Source organism: Nocardia harenae NBRC 108248, from assembly GCF_001612885.1.
Taxonomy (GTDB): domain Bacteria; phylum Actinomycetota; class Actinomycetes; order Mycobacteriales; family Mycobacteriaceae; genus Nocardia; species Nocardia harenae.
This window is the reverse complement of sequence record NZ_BDBH01000004.1, coordinates 928,216-946,086: the sequence shown is the minus strand read 5'-3', so window position 1 is coordinate 946,086 and position 17,871 is coordinate 928,216. Positions and strand designations below refer to the sequence as shown.

17 protein-coding genes and 1 riboswitch are annotated in these 17,871 nt (G+C 72.6%); of the genes, 8 read left to right on the top strand and 9 right to left on the bottom strand.

Going from position 1 to position 17,871, the window contains the following annotated elements; translation table 11 throughout:
- Nucleotides 1-5: 5 nt before the first annotated feature.
- Nucleotides 6-164: riboswitch (cobalamin riboswitch) on the top strand.
- Nucleotides 165-322: 158 nt separating this feature from the next.
- Nucleotides 323-2,578, top strand: a complete 2,256-nt coding sequence (gene metE, locus NH2_RS10510; RefSeq protein ID WP_067651896.1) for a 5-methyltetrahydropteroyltriglutamate--homocysteine S-methyltransferase — start codon at nucleotides 323-325, stop codon at nucleotides 2,576-2,578.
- 209 nt (nucleotides 2,579-2,787) lie between these two features.
- The gene (locus tag NH2_RS10505) at nucleotides 2,788-4,014 is read left to right on the top strand and encodes an FAD-dependent oxidoreductase (protein ID WP_084505385.1); all 1,227 of its coding nucleotides are present in this window, start codon (nucleotides 2,788-2,790) and stop codon (nucleotides 4,012-4,014) included.
- 9 nt (nucleotides 4,015-4,023) lie between these two features.
- On the opposite strand, the gene NH2_RS10500 is transcribed toward NH2_RS10505, so the two are convergent.
- On the bottom strand, nucleotides 4,024-4,737 hold the full coding sequence (locus tag NH2_RS10500) for a GntR family transcriptional regulator (protein WP_067651893.1): 714 nt from the start codon (nucleotides 4,735-4,737) through the stop codon (nucleotides 4,024-4,026).
- A 96-nt stretch (nucleotides 4,738-4,833) separates the two neighbouring features.
- Between NH2_RS10500 and NH2_RS10495 the strand changes: the two genes are divergently transcribed.
- The 6 genes from NH2_RS10495 to NH2_RS10470 all read left to right on the top strand — a co-directional run bounded on the left by NH2_RS10495 (nucleotide 4,834) and on the right by NH2_RS10470 (nucleotide 10,703).
- Nucleotides 4,834-5,523 (top strand): phosphonatase-like hydrolase, encoded by a 690-nt coding sequence (locus tag NH2_RS10495; protein WP_281202019.1) that lies wholly within the window; start codon nucleotides 4,834-4,836, stop codon nucleotides 5,521-5,523.
- Nucleotides 5,524-5,552: 29 nt separating this feature from the next.
- Nucleotides 5,553-6,524 carry a phosphate/phosphite/phosphonate ABC transporter substrate-binding protein gene (locus NH2_RS10490; protein WP_067651889.1) on the top strand — a complete coding sequence of 324 codons (972 nt, stop codon included), beginning with the start codon at nucleotides 5,553-5,555 and terminating at the stop codon, nucleotides 6,522-6,524.
- A gap of 4 nt (nucleotides 6,525-6,528) precedes the next feature.
- On the top strand, nucleotides 6,529-7,350 hold the full coding sequence (gene phnC, locus NH2_RS10485) for a phosphonate ABC transporter ATP-binding protein (RefSeq protein WP_067651886.1): 822 nt from the start codon (nucleotides 6,529-6,531) through the stop codon (nucleotides 7,348-7,350).
- Nucleotides 7,347-8,945 carry a phosphonate ABC transporter, permease protein PhnE gene (gene phnE, locus NH2_RS10480; protein ID WP_067651883.1) on the top strand — a complete coding sequence of 533 codons (1,599 nt, stop codon included), beginning with the start codon at nucleotides 7,347-7,349 and terminating at the stop codon, nucleotides 8,943-8,945. Before phnC ends, phnE begins: the two co-directional genes overlap by 4 nt.
- Nucleotides 8,921-9,922, top strand: a complete 1,002-nt coding sequence (locus NH2_RS10475) for an alcohol dehydrogenase catalytic domain-containing protein (protein WP_067651880.1) — start codon at nucleotides 8,921-8,923, stop codon at nucleotides 9,920-9,922. Before phnE ends, NH2_RS10475 begins: the two co-directional genes overlap by 25 nt.
- 97 nt (nucleotides 9,923-10,019) lie before the next feature.
- Nucleotides 10,020-10,703: a GntR family transcriptional regulator gene (locus tag NH2_RS10470; RefSeq protein WP_067651877.1), complete on the top strand. Its 684-nt coding sequence runs from the start codon at nucleotides 10,020-10,022 to the stop codon at nucleotides 10,701-10,703.
- On the opposite strand, the gene NH2_RS10465 is transcribed toward NH2_RS10470, so the two are convergent.
- The 8 genes from NH2_RS10465 to NH2_RS10430 form a co-directional block, all read right to left on the bottom strand.
- Nucleotides 10,687-11,802 carry a TIGR03364 family FAD-dependent oxidoreductase gene (locus NH2_RS10465; protein WP_067651874.1) on the bottom strand — a complete coding sequence of 372 codons (1,116 nt, stop codon included), beginning with the start codon at nucleotides 11,800-11,802 and terminating at the stop codon, nucleotides 10,687-10,689. The two genes, NH2_RS10470 and NH2_RS10465, sit on opposite strands and share 17 nt — an antisense overlap.
- Nucleotides 11,803-11,876: 74 nt before the next feature.
- Nucleotides 11,877-12,656 carry an ABC transporter ATP-binding protein gene (locus NH2_RS30150; protein WP_067651871.1) on the bottom strand — a complete coding sequence of 260 codons (780 nt, stop codon included), beginning with the start codon at nucleotides 12,654-12,656 and terminating at the stop codon, nucleotides 11,877-11,879.
- An 11-nt stretch (nucleotides 12,657-12,667) separates the two neighbouring features.
- Complete coding sequence (locus tag NH2_RS10455; RefSeq protein ID WP_067651868.1) at nucleotides 12,668-13,537, bottom strand: ABC transporter permease; 870 nt, start codon at nucleotides 13,535-13,537, stop codon at nucleotides 12,668-12,670.
- A gap of 25 nt (nucleotides 13,538-13,562) precedes the next feature.
- Nucleotides 13,563-14,564 (bottom strand): ABC transporter substrate-binding protein, encoded by a 1,002-nt coding sequence (locus NH2_RS10450; RefSeq protein ID WP_157103677.1) that lies wholly within the window; start codon nucleotides 14,562-14,564, stop codon nucleotides 13,563-13,565.
- Nucleotides 14,565-14,831: 267 nt separating this feature from the next.
- On the bottom strand, nucleotides 14,832-15,023 hold the full coding sequence (locus NH2_RS10445; RefSeq protein WP_067651866.1) for a hypothetical protein: 192 nt from the start codon (nucleotides 15,021-15,023) through the stop codon (nucleotides 14,832-14,834).
- A 150-nt stretch (nucleotides 15,024-15,173) separates the two neighbouring features.
- Nucleotides 15,174-16,139, bottom strand: coding sequence for a DUF1152 domain-containing protein (locus NH2_RS10440; RefSeq protein ID WP_218021681.1), 966 nt, complete (start codon nucleotides 16,137-16,139; stop codon nucleotides 15,174-15,176).
- A 45-nt stretch (nucleotides 16,140-16,184) separates the two neighbouring features.
- The gene (locus NH2_RS10435) at nucleotides 16,185-16,829 is read right to left on the bottom strand and encodes a response regulator transcription factor (protein WP_067651859.1); all 645 of its coding nucleotides are present in this window, start codon (nucleotides 16,827-16,829) and stop codon (nucleotides 16,185-16,187) included.
- Nucleotides 16,830-17,026: 197 nt separating this feature from the next.
- The gene (locus NH2_RS10430) at nucleotides 17,027-17,824 is read right to left on the bottom strand and encodes a siderophore-interacting protein (protein ID WP_067651856.1); all 798 of its coding nucleotides are present in this window, start codon (nucleotides 17,822-17,824) and stop codon (nucleotides 17,027-17,029) included.
- Nucleotides 17,825-17,871 lie beyond the last annotated feature (47 nt).

The window sequence follows — 17,871 nt, the reverse complement described above, 5'->3', positions numbered from 1 at the left end:
GCGAGAGGGAACCCGGTGGGAATCCGGGACTGTCCCGCAGCGGTGAGTGGGAACGACAGCCGTCACCCGCACTGGGCACCAGCCTGGGAAGCGACGGTCGGTAGGACCAGCCCCGGGCCCCGGGGCGACCCGATTCGGGTCGATGCCCACGAGTCCGAAGACCTGCCCGTTGTACCGGAGGCGCCGTCTCCGGTGGTCGTCGCCTCGTGGATCGGGCGGATGCCGAGTGGACCCGGGCACGGGAACGATGCTTGTCGGGCTCCGTCTCTGCGTGCGCTCCGGATGGGTGGCGGTCGCTTGCTGCTGACCATGGAGCTCATGAATGTCGAATTCCCGCAACACTTTCACCGCGACGGTGCTCGGCTTCCCGCGCGTCGGCCCGAACCGCGAGCTGAAGCGCGCCACCGAGGCGTACTGGGCCGGCCGCGCTGACGCCGCGAGCCTGCACGCCACCGCGAAGGAACTGCGCACCGCGCAGCTGACGGCGGCCAGGGATGCCGGGCTCGATTCGGTGCCCGTTGGCACCTTCTCCTACTACGACCAGGTGCTCGACGCCGCCGTGCTGCTCGGCGCGCTGCCCGAGCGGGTCGCCGGGATCGCCGACGACCTGGACCGCTACTTCGCCGCCGCCCGCGGCAATGCCGAGGTCGCGCCGCTCGAGATGACCAAGTGGTTCGACACCAACTACCACTACCTGGTGCCCGAGCTGGCCGCGGACACGGCGTTCGCCCTGAACCCGGAGAAGCCACTGGCCGAGCTGAAAGAGGCGCTCGCGCTCGGGATTCCCGCGCGGCCGGTCGTCGTCGGCCCGATCACCTTCCTGAAGCTGGCCAAGTCGGTGGACGGCAGCGACCTGCTGAACCGGCTGCCGGACCTGCTCCCGCTCTACGAGCAGCTGCTCGGGCTGCTCGCCGAGGCGGGCGCGGAGTGGGTCCAGCTGGACGAGCCGTCGCTGGTCACCGACCTCACCGAGGCCGAGCTGGCGGCGGTGCGCAGCACCTACCAGCGGCTCGCCGCGATCGAGGCGCGCCCGGCGATCCTGGTGGCCGCCTACTTCGGGCGGCTCGGCGTCGCGCTGCCCGCGCTGGCCGAGACCGGGATCGACGGCATCGCCGTCGACCTGGTCGCCGGTGGCGACGCGGACCTGGCCGCGGCGAAGTCGATCACGGACAAGCTGATCGTGGCCGGAGTCGTCGACGGCCACAACATCTGGCGCGTCGACCCCGACCACGCGCTGCCCCGGCTGACCGAGCTGCGCGACGCCGGGGTGACCGTCGCCGTGTCCAGCTCCTGCTCGCTGCTGCACGTCCCGTACAGCCTGGTCCCGGAGACCGACCTGGACGAGCGGCTGCGCGGCTGGCTCGCCTTCGGTGACGAGAAGATCGCCGAGATCCGGGTGCTCGCCACCGCGCTCACCGAGGGCGAGACCGACGCGCTGGCGAGCGCGCGCGCCGCGGTGGCCGACCGCAAGGCCGACCCGCGGCTGCGCGTGGAGGCGGTCCGCGAGCGCCTGGCGACCCTGGACGCCGACGCCACCCGTCGCGCCCCCGCCGACGAGCGCCGCATCCTGCAGCAGGAGCGGCTGAACCTGCCGCTGCTGCCGACCACCACGATCGGCTCCTACCCGCAGACCAGCCGGATCCGGGTGGCCCGCGCCGAGCTGCGCCGGGGCGAGATCGATCAGGCCGAGTACGACACCCGCATGCGCGCCGAGATCGCCGAGGTCATCGCGGTACAGGAGGAGATCGGGCTGGACGTGCTCGTGCACGGCGAGCCCGAGCGCAACGACATGGTGCAGTACTTCGCCGAGCAGCTCGACGGCTTCGCCGCCACGGTCAACGGCTGGGTGCAGTCCTACGGCACCCGCTGCGTGCGCCCGCCGATCGTCTACGGCGACGTGGCGCGCCCGGCGGTCATGACCGTCGACTGGATCACCTACGCCCAGTCGCTGACCAGCAAGCCGGTCAAGGGCATGCTGACCGGCCCGGTCACCATCCTGGCCTGGTCCTTCATCCGCGACGACCAGCCGCTCGCCGACACCGCGCGGCAGATCGCGCTGGCCATCCGGGACGAGACGGTGGACCTGGAGGCGGCGGGCATCGGCGTCATCCAGGTGGACGAGCCCGCGCTGCGCGAATTGCTGCCGCTGCGCCGGGCCGACCAGGCCGCCTATCTGGAGTGGGCGGTCGACGCGTTCCGGCTCGCCACCGCCGGGGTCGCCGACGCCACCCAGATCCACACCCACCTCTGCTACTCGGAGTTCGGCGAGGTCATCGGCGCGATTCACGGCCTGGACGCCGATGTCACCTCGATCGAGGCAGCGCGCTCGCACATGGAGGTGCTCGACGACCTCAATGCGATCGGCTTCGACCTGGGTGTCGGCCCCGGTGTCTACGACATCCACTCGCCGCGCGTCCCCGGCGCCGACGAGGTGCAAAAGGCGCTCGCGCTGGCGCTGAAAGCCGTTCCGGCCGAACGGCTCTGGGTGAACCCGGACTGCGGGCTCAAGACCCGCAAGACCGACGAGGTGACCGCCTCGCTGCGCAACCTCGTCGCGGCGGCGCGGGCGCTGCGCTGACCCGACCCCGGGTGGCCCGTCACGGCGGGCCACCCCGGGTGCGTCCCTTCCAGCCCGAGGCCGACCGAAATCACTTCCCGCGGACCGCACGATGACCGTCCGCTCGGTGGTGGCGAATCTGCGTACCCACGGCTCCGCGAGCGCGGGCCCGAACCGAACCCCGCCCTATTACTACGGAATGTAGTAGGGTAGGTCGTCGAGGGGGAGAGATGACGATCGAGGAAACCGGGTGTGCCATCGCAGGCGGCGGCCCCGCCGGGTTGATGCTCGGCTTGCTGCTCGCGCGAGCGGGGGTGCGGGTGACCGTTCTGGAGAAACACGGCGATTTCCTCCGGGACTTTCGCGGCGACACGGTACATCCGTCGACGCTGCGGCTCCTGGACGAACTCGGCCTCGGGGAGCGGTTCGCGCGCCTGCCGGTGCGCAGACTGGAGCGGATGCGGGCGCGGATCGGCGCCGAGACCGTCACGCTCGCGGATTTCACCCGCATCCCCGGCCCGCACCGATACCTCGCGATGGTCCCGCAGTGGGAGTTCCTCGACCTGCTGGCGACCGCAGCCGCCGCTGAGCCGGAGTTCACGCTCCGGAGGAACAGCACGGTCAGCGGGCTGCGCCGAGCCGATTCCGGCCGGGTGACCGGCGTGCGGTACCGCGATGTCAGCGGGGACCACACCCTCGCGGCGGCGCTGACGGTCGCCTGTGATGGGCGCGGGTCGGTGCTGCGCCGCGCCGCCGGGCTGCCCGCGACCCGGTTCGACGTCCCCATGGACGTCTGGCAGGTCCGCATTCCGAAAACCGAAAATGGCTCGGAGAGCCAGGTTTTCGCCTGGTTCGGCGCCGGGCAGGTGGCGGTCACCATGGATCGCGGCGACTACTTCCAGACCGCGTACCTGATCCCCAAGGGCAGCGACGCCGCCCGCAGGCGTGCCGACGTCGCGGTGCTGCGTGAACACCTGGGCGCGATGTTCGGCTGGCCGCCCGAGTGCACAGCGGCCATCCGCTCCTGGCACGATGTCCCGCTGCTGCGTACCGAGATGGACCTGCTCGACCGCTGGTACACCGACGGCCTGCTCTGCATCGGCGATGCCGCGCACACCATGTCGCCGGTCGGTGGTGTCGGCGTCAATCTGGCGATCCAGGACGCGGTGGCCGCCGCTCGCATCCTCGCCGCACCCCTCCGCGGCGGGCGGGTCGGCACCCGGGCACTGGCTCGCGTCCAGCGCCGCCGGGCATTGCCCACCCGGGTCGTGCAGCGTTCCCAACGCAGCGAGCACGACATGCTGCTGCGTCCCGCGCTCGCGGGCGTTCTCGACGGCGTGCCACCGCCGCTCCGGGCGGTGCGGCGAGTTCCCTTTCTCCAGGGCGTGACCGCCTACCTCGGCGGTATCGGCATCCGCTCCGAGCGCGCGCCCGCATTCGCTCGCAGGGATGCCTGATCCCGTGGCTCAGCGGCGCTGGATCGAGGTGAAGGTCATCCGGTCGCCCCGGTAGAGCGAGCGGCGGTGCTCGATCGGCACCCGGTCCGGGTCGTAGGAGATCCGGTTGAGCAGGAACATCGGGGTGCGGGCGTCGACCGAGAGCAGCGCCGCCTCGCGGGCGTCCGGCAGCGTGGTCTCGATGCTGTCCACGGCTTCGTCGAACGTGATACCGCGGGAACGGATCTCGGCGTAGAGCGAGGCCTCGGTGTCGAAGGTCTCGACCAGGCCGGGGTAGCGGTACGCGGGGAGCCGGGTGGTCTCCAGGCCGACCGGAATGCCGTCCACCACGAGCACCCGCTCCAGCTGCACCACCGGGTCACCGACCGCGATGACCAGTGCCTCGGCGAGGAATTCGTCGGCGGTGAGCCGGGTCCAGGCGACCAGGTCGCGGCGGGCCTCGCGGCCCTCGGCGCGCGCGGCCTCGGTGTAGGAGCCGAGCGCCAGCGGCTGCACCAGCTTGGGCCTGGCCACCACGGTGCCCCGCCCGCGGCGCTGGATCCGGCCCGCCACCAGCAGTTCGCGCATGGCTTGGCGCAGGGTCTCGCGGGAGACTCCGAAGCGCAGCGCGAGTTCGCGCTCGGAGGGCAGCTGCGCCCCCTCGTCGAGGCGATCGAGGAGTTCGTCCAGGTGGGCGCGGACGACCTGATGCTTGAGGACCCGGGGCTCGGGCTGCGACGTCACGCAATCAGCCTACCATTTTTGGTATATACCAATTGTTCACGTCGCGTTCGCTCGGCGTGTGCTGATTGGTCTATACCAAACGTCACCGTGGTTCCCGTGCCAGAGCAACCCACCGCCATCGCCCTCGCCGTGCTCGACATGGCGGGCACCACCGTCGCCGACGACGGGCTCGTCCTGCGCGCCTTCGAGACGGCCGCGAGCGCCGCCGGGCTCCCCGCCGCAGGCGCCGAGCGCGACCACGCCCGCCGGTACGTGCTGGACACCATGGGCATGTCCAAGATCGAGGTCTTCCGCGCGCTCTTCGGCACCGAAGAGCGCGCCGCCGCCGCGAACACCGCCTTCGAGGAGGCGTACACCGGCTTCGTCGACGAGGGCGGGCTCACCCCGATTCCCGGTGCGGCCGATGCCATCTCGGCGCTGCGCGCGAGCGGCGTGCAGGTCGCCCTCACCACCGGATTCAGCCGCGCCACCCAGGATCGCATCCTGACCGCGCTCGGCTGGGAGACCATCGCCGACCTCACCCTCGCCCCCGCCGAGGCCGGGCGCGGCCGCCCGTACCCGGACCTGGTGCTCACCGCGCTGCTGCGGCTGCGGGTCGACGACGTGGCCGCGGTCGCGGTCGCGGGCGACACCGCGGGCGACATGCGGTGCGGCCGCCGGGCGGGCGCGCGGATCGTCGCGGGCGTGCGCACCGGCGCGCACGACGCCGCCACGCTGCGCGAGGCCGGCGCCACCCACGTACTCGACACCATCGCCGAACTGCCCGATCTGCTCCGTTCCGCCTGACTGCTCCATCCCGAGAGGACCGCTCCACCATGTTCTTCCGCCATCGCCGCCCGGCCCGCGCCGTCGTCGCCGCGCTCACCGGGCTCACGCTCGCCCTGGCCGGCTGTTCCGGCTCCGACGCCGAAACCCGCACCGCGCAAGGCTTCCCGGAGACCATCACCCTGGCCGCCATTCCCGCCGAGAACTCCAGCGACCTGAAGGCCAGCTACCAGCCGGTGGTCGCGCTGCTGGAGCGGGAGACCGGCTCGAAGGTCGAGTTCGTGCAGGCCTCCGACTACGCGGGCGTGGTCGAGGGGCTGATCGCGGGCAATGTCGACCTCGCCTTCTTCGGCCCGTTCGCCTACGTGGTGGCCGGGATCGCCGGCGCCGACATCACCCCGCTCGGCGCGGTGGTCAAGAACGCGGGCGGCAAGCCCGGCTACCAGTCCTACGGCCTCACCCGCGCGGACAACCCGGATATCAACACCCTGGCCGACTTCCGCGGCAGGAAGGTCTGCTTCGTCGACCCCAGCTCCACCTCCGGCTTCCTCTACCCGACCGCGGGGCTGATCGAGGCGAAGGTCATCGCCTCCGGCGCCGAGCGGGACCTCTCCGCCGGGCTCACCCCGATCTTCGCGGGCGGCCACGACTCCTCCGCGCTCGCGATCGCGGCCGGTGACTGCGATGCCGGCTTCGCCTTCGACACCATGGTGGACAAGACCATGATCGACAAGGGCGACCTGAAGCCGGGCCAGCTGGAGACGATCTGGAAGTCCGAGATGATCGCGGGATCGCTTTTCGCCGCGAACAACGCGCTCGGCACCGAGACCATCGACAAGCTGCGCACCCTCTTCACCGAGCAGTTGAACCTGGACAAGCTGCAGGCAGCCGGGATCTGCACCGGCGACGCCTGCCGCTTCACCGACGAGCGCGCCTGGGGCGTCGTCCCCGCCACCGACGCCGACTACGACGGCGTGCGCAAGGTGTGCGAGGTCACCGGCTCGGACAAGTGCAAGGGCTGATCCGATGACCACCCCGGCCTCCCCGCCCGCCGTCGCCGGTGACGATGTCGTCGTCACCGTGGACGGGGTGAGCAAGCGCTTCGGCGCCGTCACCGCGCTGCACGAGGTCTCCTTCACCGTGCACCGCAGCGAACTGGTCGTGCTGCTCGGGCTCTCCGGGTCCGGCAAGTCGACGCTGCTGCGCTGCCTGAACGGCCTGCAGCCGGTCAGCGCGGGGCGGGTCGAGGTCGACGGGGTCCGGGTGGACGTCGCCCGCGGCGCCCGGCTGCGGGCGCTGCGCCGCGATGTCGGCTTCGTGTTCCAGCAGTTCAACCTGGTCGGCCGGCTCAGCTGCCTGGAGAACGTGCTGATCGGCGGGCTCGGCAGGCTGCGGCTGCCGCGCTACGGCACGCTCACCTACCCGGCCGCCATGCGCCGGGAGGCGCTGGCGCACCTGGAGCGGGTGGGGCTGGCCGGGCTGGCCGAGCGGCGCGCCGACACCCTCTCCGGCGGCCAGCAGCAGCGCGTCGCCATCGCCCGCACGCTCATGCAGCGGCCGCGGGTGGTGCTGGCCGACGAGCCGGTGGCCTCGCTGGACCCGGAGAACGCCGGGGTGGTGATGGACCTGCTGTTCCGCATCTGCATCGAGGAGCGGCTGACCGTGATCTGCACCCTGCACCAGGTGGACCTCGCGCTGGGCTGGGCGCACCGCCTGATCGGGCTGCGCAATGGCGAGAAGGTGCTGGACCGGGCCGCGGTCGAGCTCTCCCGCGACGAGGTCATGGAGATCTACCGCCGCGTCGGCCCCGACGAAGCGGCCGCGACCACCCCCGCGCGGCCGCGATGAGCGTGGTGCTCGACCCGCCGCAGCGGCGGCCGGTCACGCGCGACGAGCGCGCCCGCACCCCGCGCCCGTGGGTTCTGCGGCTGCTCTCGCTGCTCGCCGCCGCCGCGGTGCTGGCCTCCGCCGTGCACCTGGAGTTCGCCCCGGCCACCCTGCTCGACGGCCTCGACGACATCGCCCGGCTGCTCGACCGCATGCTCCCGCCTCGCCTGGACGACCCCGCCCGGATCTCGACGCTGGCGCTGGAGACCCTGCTCATGGCGGTGCTCGGCACCGTGCTCGCCACCGTGGCCTCGGTGCCGCTCGCCTTCCTCGCCGCCCGCAACACCACCCCGCACCCGGCCGTCTACGCGGTGGCGCGGGCGATCATCACCTTCTGCCGGGCCATGCCGGACCTGCTCATCGCGGCGCTGCTGGTGCGCGGGCTCGGCATCGGGGTGCTGCCCGGCGTGCTCGCGCTGGCGCTGCACTCCATCGGCATGCTCGGCAAGCTCTTCGCCGACGCCATCGAGCAGACCGATCCCGGCCCGCGCGAGGCCGTGCGCGCCACCGGGGCGGGGCCGCTGCGCGAACTGGTCAATGCCGTGCTGCCGCAGGTGGTTCCGGCCTGGATCGGGGCCTTCGTGTACCGGGTCGACATCAACCTGCGGATGTCGGTCGTGCTCGGTTTCGTCGGCGCGGGCGGTATCGGGTTCGCGCTGCAGGACGCGCTGCGCGGGCTCGCCTACCCGCGGGCCATGGGGATCGTCGCGGTGATCCTGGTGATCATCGCCGCCATGGAGTTGCTCGCCATCGGCATCCGGCGTGTGCTGCTCGCCCCGAAGAACTCCGGCCCGCGACGCGATCGGGCCGCCCGGTTCGCGCTCGGCGGGCTGGTCGGCGGCGCCACCCTTGCCGCGCTGGTGGTGCTGGAGATCGACCCGCTGTCGCTGGTCACCTGGGTCGGGCCCGCGCTCGAGGTATTCGGCCGCATGGTGCCACCGGACTTCGGCGCGCTCGGCACCGACCTGTTCGACGCCACCGTGCAGACGGTCGCCATCGGCGTGCTGGCCACCGGCATCGGCGGGGTTCTTTCCATTCCGGTCGGGATCGTCGCGGCGAGCAATGTCTCCCCGCACCCGGTGCTCTACTGGATGGCCCGCGGCTGGATCCTGCTGGTGCGCGCGGTGCCGGAGCTCATCGTCGCGGTGGTCTTCGTCGCCGCGCTCGGGCTCGGACCCATCGCGGGCACCTGCGCGCTGGCCATCGGCTCGGTGGGCTTCCTCGGCAAACTCGTCGCCGACGCGGTGGAGGAGATCGACCCCGGACCGCTGGAGGCGGTCGCCGCGGTCGGCGGTGGCTGGTGGAAGACGGTGGGCGCGGCGGTGATCCCGCAGGCCGTTCCCGCCATCGTCGGCTCCTGGCTCTACCTGCTCGACGTCAATATCCGCACCTCCACCGTGCTCGGCATCGTCGGCGCCGGCGGTATCGGCTACCTGCTCTTCGAGTCGATCCGGACGCTGAACTTCGACGTCGCCGGGGCGATCGTGCTGGTGGTGTTCGTCATCGTCTACCTGATCGAAAGGCTCTCCGGATGGATTCGCTCGCTGGTGGTGTGACCAGGGCCGCGGTGTGGAGCGGTGCCGGGACGGCGGTGCGGGAGGTGCCGCTGCCCGCGGTCGGGCCGGGGGAGACGCTGGTCCGGGTCGCGCTGGCGACGGTGTGCGGGAGCGATCTGCACACCGTCACCGGCAGGCGGGCCGCGCCGTGCCCGTCGGTGCTCGGGCACGAGGCCGTCGGGCGGGTGGTGCGCGGGGCGCTTCCGGCGGGGACCAGGGTGGTGTGGTCGGTGACCGCGCCCTGCGGTGACTGTGCCCGCTGCCTGGCGGGATTCACCGCCAAGTGTGCGCGGGTGCGGAAGGTGGGGCACGAGCCGTTCGCGGGCGAGTGGGCGCTCTCGGGGACCTATGCCGAGCACGTGCTGCTGCCCGCGGGGGTGACGCTGGTCGAGGTGCCCGATGAGGTGCCCGATGCCGTTGCCGCGCCCGCCGGGTGCGCGACGGCCACCGTCATGGCCGCGCTGGCGGCCGCGGGTGCGGTCGCGGGGCGGCGGGTGCTGGTGACGGGGGCGGGCATGCTCGGTCTCAGCGCGGCGGCGGCGTGCGCGTTCCGCGGCGCCGAGGTGCTGGTGGCCGACCCGCACCCCGAGCGGCTCGCGCTCGCCGCCGCGTTCGGCGGCCGTCCCGACGACGGCGCGCCGGTCGACCTCGCCCTGGAGTTCTCCGGCGCCGCCGCGGCCGTCGGTGCCGCCCTGTCCCGCCTCGACCTGGGCGGCACCCTGGTCCTGGTCGGCTCGGTGGCCCCCGGCCCCGCCGTCCCGGTCGACCCCGAGGCGATCGTGCGCGGCTGGCTCACCGTCACCGGCGTGCACAACTACGAACCCCGCCACCTGCGCGAAGCCGTCGCCTTCCTGCACGCCACCCGCGACCGCTACCCGTGGGCGTCGGTGGTGGCGCCCCCGGTCCCGCTGGCGGAGGTGGCGACGGTGCTCGTGCCTGCCCCGCCCGGCATCCTGCGCGCCGCCATCGCGCCGTGACCGGGTAGTTTCGAGCCGTCGGAACGGCGCCGCGCGACAGCGCTGCCGCCGCGGCACCGACCACACGGAACGGCGCGGCGAGGAACGGAGGCGGACCGTGCGGCCACCGGGCACCCTGCACGAGCGCGTCGCCACCCAGGTGCGGCTGCGCATTCGCGACGGCGTCTACCCGGTCGGCGCCGCGCTGCCCAGCGAGAGCGAGATGTGCGCCGAGTTCGGCGTCTCCCGCGGCCCGGTGCGCCAGGCCATGGCGGCGCTGCGGGCCGAAGGGTTGGTGACGATCACGCAGGGCCGCCCCGCGACCGTCCGCGGCCGCACCCCGGCACGCGGCATCGCCACCTTCACCCCCTTCACCCGATGGGTGGAGAGCACCGGGCGGGTCGCGGGCAACCGTACCGTCGAGGTCGCCCGGCGCCGCTCCCCGGGGGCGGAATCCGTGGTCGAGGTGGTGCGGGTGCGGCTGCTCGACGGGGTGCCCGCCATGCTGGAGCGCAGTACCTTCACCGAGCCGGTCGGGACGCTCGTGCTCGGGTTCGACACCGACTCCGGTTCGATCACCGATTTCCTGATCGGCGCCGGAGTGCGGTTCGCCACCATCGAACACCAGCTCGACGCCGTCGCCGCCGACCCGGCCGATGCCGGGCACCTCGGCATCGAGCCGGGTGCCCCGCTGCTGCGCGAGCGCCGGGTCTCCCGGGACGAACACGGCGTCGCGTTCGAGTACGCCGACGACCGCTACCGGCCCGACCTGGTGACCTTCACCCTCACGAGTTCGGGCTGACCGGGGCGATGCCATCGATCACGGCGGCCGCGAGCCCCAGCCCGGTGGTCATGCCGATCCCGGTGGTCACCGTGACCACCCGCACCCCCGGCGCCGGTTCGGCGATCAGGAACTCGCGGCCCCGCGCCGAGCTGTAGACGCCCTGCCAGCGCTCGACGACCTCGATATCGGTGCCGCCGAACAACTCCCGGGTGTGGTCGAGCAGCATCGCGAATCCGTGCTCGGACTGGAACGGCGACTCCGAGACCTCCCGGATGTGGGTGTCGCCCACGATGAGCGTGCCGTCGGCCTGCGGGGTGACCATCAGGTGCAGGTCGGCCGCGACCTCCGCGGGGTACTCGCGCTCCAGCCGGGCGCGGAGCCGCTCGGTGCCCGTGAATCCCGAGTACCGCAGCAGCGACCAGCCGGTGAACAGCGGGCCCGGCAGCGGGCGGGGGAGCGCCACGGTCGCGCGGAGCATGTGCAGGCGGCAGCGCAGCAGCTCCGCGCTCAGCTCGGGGAAGAGGCGGTCGACGTCGTGGTTGACGGCCACCACGATGTGCCGCGCGGTGACCGTGCCCCGCGAGGTGCGCACGCGGCCCGGCTCGATGCCGAGAACCGCGGTGCGCCAGTGGAAATCGGCGCCGCGCCGGTGTTCCAGCCAGGAGGCGATGGCCGGGGCGGCCGCGCGCGGGTCCACCTGCAGGTCGCCGGGCAGGTGCATGCCGCCCACCGCGTCGGCCACCGGCACCTGCGCCAGGAACCGCTTCCGGTCGAGCAGCCGCACCTGCTCGTCGCCCCGTGATCTCGCGAACTCCGTCATGATCGCCAGCTCGTCGTCCGACCTGGCCACGCACCACGTGCCCGATTCGCGGAGACCGAACCCGGCCGCGCCGGCCAGCCGGATCCAGTGCTCGCGCCCCGCGCGCGCGTAGTCGAGCGCCGGGCCGGATTGCGCTGTCACACAGGCATGCCCGAAGTTGCGGATCGAGGCGCCGAGTACGCGGTCGTTCTGCTCGACCACCGCCACCGTCAGGCCGCGCTCGCGGGCGTGGAAGGCGTGTGCGAGGCCGACGATGCCCGCGCCGACGACCACCAGGTCGTACTGCTCAGATGTCACGCTTCACTGTGGCGCGGCGCAGGGCAACCTGTCTATACAAGTTGCCCGATGTTCACCACCTGTGCATGCGGAGATCAGTGCTCGATGAGCGCGCTGATCCGTCGCCGATGATCGGTGAACGCCGCGTCGTTCACGTCGCGCGGCCGATCCAGCTGCACCGGAACCACCGCCTGCACATGCCCCGCCGTCCCGTGCGAGATACCCCCGCTCATCACCACCACCCGATCCGCCAGGTACACCGCCTCCTCCACGCTGTGCGTGACGAACAGCGTGGTGGTGCCGGTCTCGCGGTGGATCCGCTCCAGCTCGCGCTGCAGCGACCCGCGGGTGAGCGCGTCCAGGGCGCCGAAGGGCTCGTCCATGAGCAGCACCGCCGGTTCGTTGCAGAGCACGCGCGCGATGGCGACGCGCTGCTGCATCCCGCCGGAGAGTTGCTGCGGGAAGCGATTCGCGACCCGGGTGAGCCCGACCAGCTCGATGTAGCGCGCGGCCCGCGCGGCGGCGTCGCGGCGGGAGGCGCCGGTCTGCCTCGGCCCGTAGGCGACGTTCTCCTGCACGGTCAGCCACGGGAACAGGCCGTAGTCCTGGAAGACGACGCCGCGGTCGGGGCCGGGGCCGCGCACGGGGGCGCCGCCGACCTCGAGCCGCCCGGAGGTCGGACTCTCGAAGCCGGCGAGCATGCGCAGCACGGTGGACTTGCCGCACCCGCTGGCCCCGACCACGGCGATGAACTCGCCCGCCGCGATCTCGAGGTCGAGCCCGGCGACGGCGGTCACGGGGCCCTGTTCGGAGGGGAACTGCTTGCCGAGCGCGGCGATGGTGATCGGGGCGCCGAGATTGACGGTGCTGGTCATGAGGTGCTCCTTCAGACGAGCCCTGGCCGGTTGCGGGTGGCCGCGCGCAGGGTGAGGGTGAGCAGGCGGTCGGAGGCGAGCCCGGCCAGGCCGATGACGATCATTCCGGCGACGATGGTGTCGGTCCGGCTCATATCCCTGGCCTGGGTGATGAGCGCGCCGAGCCCGGTGCGGATGCCGACGGTCTCGCCGACCACAAGCACCACCCACGCCAGCCCGAGCCCGACCCGCAGCCCGGCGGTGATCGAGCGCATGGAGCTGGGCAGCACCACGGTGAAGAAGGTCTTCCAGGCTGGGGTGCCGAGCATGGCGGCGGCCTCCAGCAGCCGCGGCGAGACCGCGGAGGCGCCCGCGATGGTGTTGACCAGGATCGGGAAGAAGGCCGCGAGCACGATCAGGAAGATGGTGGAGCGGTCGCCGAAGCCGATCAGCAGCAGCGCCAGCGGCGCCCATGCGGTGACCGGGATCGGCCGCAGCAGCCCGACGGTGGAGTCGAGCAGCCGCTCCACCAGCCGGATCCGGCCGATGAGCAGCCCGAGCGGGATCGCGAGCGCGGCCGCGACGAGGAACCCGTTGAGCACCCGGAGCGCGCTGGCCGCGGTGTGCCGCCACAGCGTGCCGCTGGTCGCCTCGCCGGAGCCCACCGCCAGGTCGGCGATCCGGGTGACGACCTCGGCGGGCGAGGGGACGAAGCGCATATCGATGCCGAGCGGCAGCTGCCACTGCTGCCGCACCGCCAGCGCCCACACGCCGGTGAGCGCCAGCGGCAGCGCAACCGCGTAGAGCACGCTCACCAGCCGCTTGCCCAGCCTTCGCGTGCGCGGTGCGGGGGATGCGGGGACCGGTGCAGCGGTGACCGGGGCTTCGGTGACGGTGGTCATTTCGCGCCCTCCTCGGCGACGGTGGTCATTTCGCGCCCTCCTCGGCGACGGTGTCGACGATCGACGGGTGCACGAAGACGTTCATGTCCGGGATGCGGGGCAGCTGGCCGAGCGCCGCCATCTCGCGGGCCAGCGCGGTCACCTGGGCGACGTACTGCTCGGAAAGATCGGCGCGCGGCCAGGTATTGGCGATGGCGGTGCCCGCAACGGTCGGGTCGAGCCCGAACTGCTCGACCACCCGCTGCCGCCACTCCTCGCGGTTGGTGTCCATGTGCCGCACCGCCTTTCGATGCGCGGCGACCACGGTGCGGACCAGCTCCGGGTCGGCGTCGAGCACGCGCTGCGTGGTCGCCAGCCCGATATTGACCTTCCCGACCGGGGTGTCGTAGGGGCTGACGATGTCGTGCGCGCCGCGCTGCTTGGCGACCGAGGGGCCGAGCTCGGCCGAGGAGAAGGCGTCGATCTGCCCGCCCGCGTAGGCATTCGCCATATCGGCGAAGGTCAGGTTGACCAGGGTGAGGTCGCGATCCGGGTCGATGCCTGCCGCGGTGAGCGTCGAGCGGAGCAGCACCTCCTGCGAGGAGCCGACCGGATACCCGACCTTCCGGCCGCGCAGCCCCCGCACATCGGCGATCGAGGGCTGCCCGACGATCGCGGAGCCGCCGTCGGCCGAGGAGGCGATCAGCCGCACGTCCTGCCCGTCGGCGGCACCGGCCAGCATGGCGGGCACGCCCATGACGGCCACGTCGATCCGCCCGGAGACCAGGGCGTTCTTGACGTCCGGCGAGGAGTCGAAGACCGCGACGTCCACCCGGGCGCCGCCGGTGAGGAAGCGGTCGTAGAAGTAGGGGGCGAACAGGTGCGGCTGGCCGCGCAGCGTGCCGACCCGGATCACCGGGCCGCCGGCACCGCCGCCGGTGCTCGGGGTGAAGGTGGCGTCGATGCTGGAGCAGCCGGTGAGCAGCAGCGCGGCGGCCAGCAGGGCGAGCAGGAGCCGGCGTGGCTTTCGGTTCGGCAACGGCGTCATTCGGGGATCCGGGCGTTCGTATACGACATGGTCGACATGGCTGTATACGTTGCTGTACTCGTGTTCCCGTGCCGTTGTGCCGAGGTTGAGAGCGCGTTTCCTTTCGTTGCGCTCACGTTGCGGCTACCGCCGGCCGAACCTGCCGTCGGGCGCACCGCTACCGACCCGGTTCGGCGTAGGAATTACATCGGCATTTTCGGAAACAGGAATGGGCGTACTCGGTGCGGGACGGCTCCGTACCGGCCGGTGTGGCCGGTACGGAGCGGTTCAGCCGGCGAGACCGTAGTCCGCCACCTCGGGGCGCGTCGCCCCGGATCGAGTGTCGTTCGCCGCGTCACCGCCGGTGACGGTCTCGCGCTGGGCCGAACGCTCGGTGACGGTCGGCTCCGGATCGGTGACCGGGCGGGTGCAGGCCGCCGCGGTCGCGTGTTCGGCGACGCGGTCGCTCCAGTTCCACATCGCGTCCCCCTTCCCACAGGCCCGTCGGAGAGTTCCGGCGGGACTTCGACGGTAAACCGGAGAGGTGCCCGAGCGACACCGAATTTGCGGCCGTGACCTCCGCCGGTCAAGGTCGGCGACGAACCGATCGCCGACCTGCCGCGCGCAACGTCAGTGCGGGAAGGAGGTGAAAGGCCGGGGCTGGGGCCGTGCTGCCAAGTGCGCGTCGAGCACCCGCACCACCTGGCAGGCGTCCTCGGTGGGCTCGAGGAGCGGCAGGTAGCCGACGGTGCGCGCCAGCGCCGGGAGATCGACGGCCAGGTACACGGCCATGAGCGGGTTCACGAACAGCTCGGTGTCGCCGGTGCGGCCGGTGGTCTGGACATTGCCGAACTCCCCGCGCAGCGCCGCGGCGATCTGGGCGTGGACGATGCTGGGGCGCGACGGCGTCTCGGCCGCCGCGTGCCGGACCGCGGCCAGGTAGGCGGCTCCCTCGGGGCTGTCCAGCGGAATCGAGAGGGCGCCGAGGAAGGCGTTCCGCCGTTGCAGCGCCGCGAGGTTCTCCAGGACGTGGGCGTGGCAGACACCGTGGTAGGCATCGATGCCGAAACCCACCGACACCACCATGCGGTCGAGGTGATCCAGCTCCGCTACCGCCGCGAGGCTGGTCATGTCCTCGTGCGGTGTGCCGAGCCCGGTTTCGTCGCCGCGCAGCAGGATGTCGGTGCCGCCGTCGACCAGCACGATGGCGTCGATACCGAGGTGCTCCACCAGGCCGCGGTAGGCATCGCGGAGCGGGCGGACGCCGGAGCGCGGGAAGGTGTGGACGACCGGTTCGCGGCCGGTTTCGGCCAGCCAGCGCGCCAGGGTGCGCTCGGGAAAGTAGTCGTCGTTGCCGACGGTGCCGGGGGTGACGGCGGCGACGCCGGGCAGCAGCCAGTCCTCGAGCGGGGTCCGGCCCAGGTCGTCGAAGGACAGGCTCGCCAGGAAGACCTGCTTCCCGAGACCTTGCAGGGCGACGGCGAGCGGCAGCCCGCCGTAGATATCGAAGCCGCCGCCGGCCCCGGCGATCAGCACGCGGGAGGCGGGGCGCAGGCGGGTGAACAGCGGCGGCTCGGCCAGGCGATACGAACTCACTCCATCCATGATGGCGGTGGTCGCTACGGCCCGGGGAGCGCCCGGTCAGGCCGATCGCATCTCCCGGCTCGGCGCCGCACCCCAGGCGTAACCCCGGCCCCAGACGGTGTCGAGCCGATGCTGGTCCCCCAGCTTGGCGCGCAGCCGTTTGACATGGACGGTCACGGTCGAGAGGTCGCCGAAATCCCAGCCCCACACCTGCGCGAGCAGCTGCTCGCGGGAGAACACCGACTCCGGGTGCCGCAGCAGGAACTCCAGCAGATCGAACTCGCGCGGAGTCAGCTGCACCGGGACGGTGTCGACGGCGACCGAGCGGGCTTGCGGGCACAGCGCGATCCGGCCGTCGCGCAGCACCGCCGGGTGGGTGCGACGCAGCACCGCCGTCACCCGCAGCGTGAGCTCGTAGGGTCCGGCCGCGGGGTCGATGCAGTCGTCGGCGCCGGCCTCGAGCCCGCGGATCCGCTCGTGGCCGGAGGTGGTGAGCAGGATGATCGGCAGCTCGGGGTGCGGTCCGGCGCGGATCGCCCGGCACCGCGCGATCCCCGGCCCGGCGTCGAGGATCGCGAGCGCGGTGTCGTCGCGGAGCGCGGTCCCGGCCACTCCGGCCAGCACGTCGTGTCCGGCGCGTTCGAGCGCGGCGCGGGCGGTGTCGCGGAAGCGAGGATCGCCGGTCGCGAGGAGCAGGCCCATGGGAATCCCCGATTCTCCGTGTGCGGACCAGGGGGATTCGATCAGCGCGGTGTCGTGGATGGATCGCGTCCCGGCTCCGGTCGCGGTGCCGCGGTGGAAGGCCGGCTCGTGTCAGCTGCCTGTACGTCGAAGACTCGCCACGCGGTGGCGGACGCCGTCGAACCGGACGCGAGGATCGACTTCGCGGAGAGCGGCGCTCAGAGCCCCAGGTCGATCCGCTCGGCGAGCGCCGGGTCGTGAATGTCGCCGCCGGCCAGCACCGCCTCCCGGTAGCCGAGCAGGCTCGCCGCGTCGGTGTCGGTATTGGTCAGGCCGCGCTTCCAGTAGGCGCGCGCGAGCAGGTCGGCGCGCGCGACGCCCCATGCGCCGAGGACGTGGGCACGCACCCGCCGGACGGCGGCGGCCTCGGCGGCCACCCACACCTGGGTCCTTCGGCGCGCGGAAATCGCCTCCGGCGTGTGGGTTTCGACATCGGTGCGCAGCCGTAGCTCGAGATTCGGGTGCCGGGGGAGCAGGTCGGTCGGCACATACGCCCACACCCGATGCTCGGGCCCGAGGCTGTCGATGATCGCCGCGATGGCGGGGACCGCGGTGTCGTCGCCGATCAGGACGTGATCCCGCACCCCGTCGGCGGCGACCCACTCCGGGCGCATCCCGGCCAACGTCACCGCGTCGCCGGGGCTCACGGTGGCCAGCCAGTTCACGGCGACACCGCGCTCGTGGTGGGCGATGTCGAAGGTCAGGCGCCGGGTGGCGGCGTCGAATTCGCGCACGGTGAAGGCGCGCAGCAGGGGGCGGCCGGTGTCGTCGGCGGAGAGTTCCAGCTTGAAGGCGTCCGCCGGACGCGGCGCGCGATACTGCGCGAGCCCGGCCCCCTCCAGCACGACCCGGGTGAACCCGGGCGCGAGCGGCCGCATCTCCGCGACGGTGAGCCGCAGCGACAGCGGCTCGTTGGCGCGCCCGCGCGCCGTGATGCCCGCCCTGATGGATTCCATCGGCCCTCCTTGCTCATCGACTTAGGTCAGCCTAACGTGCGGCCGAT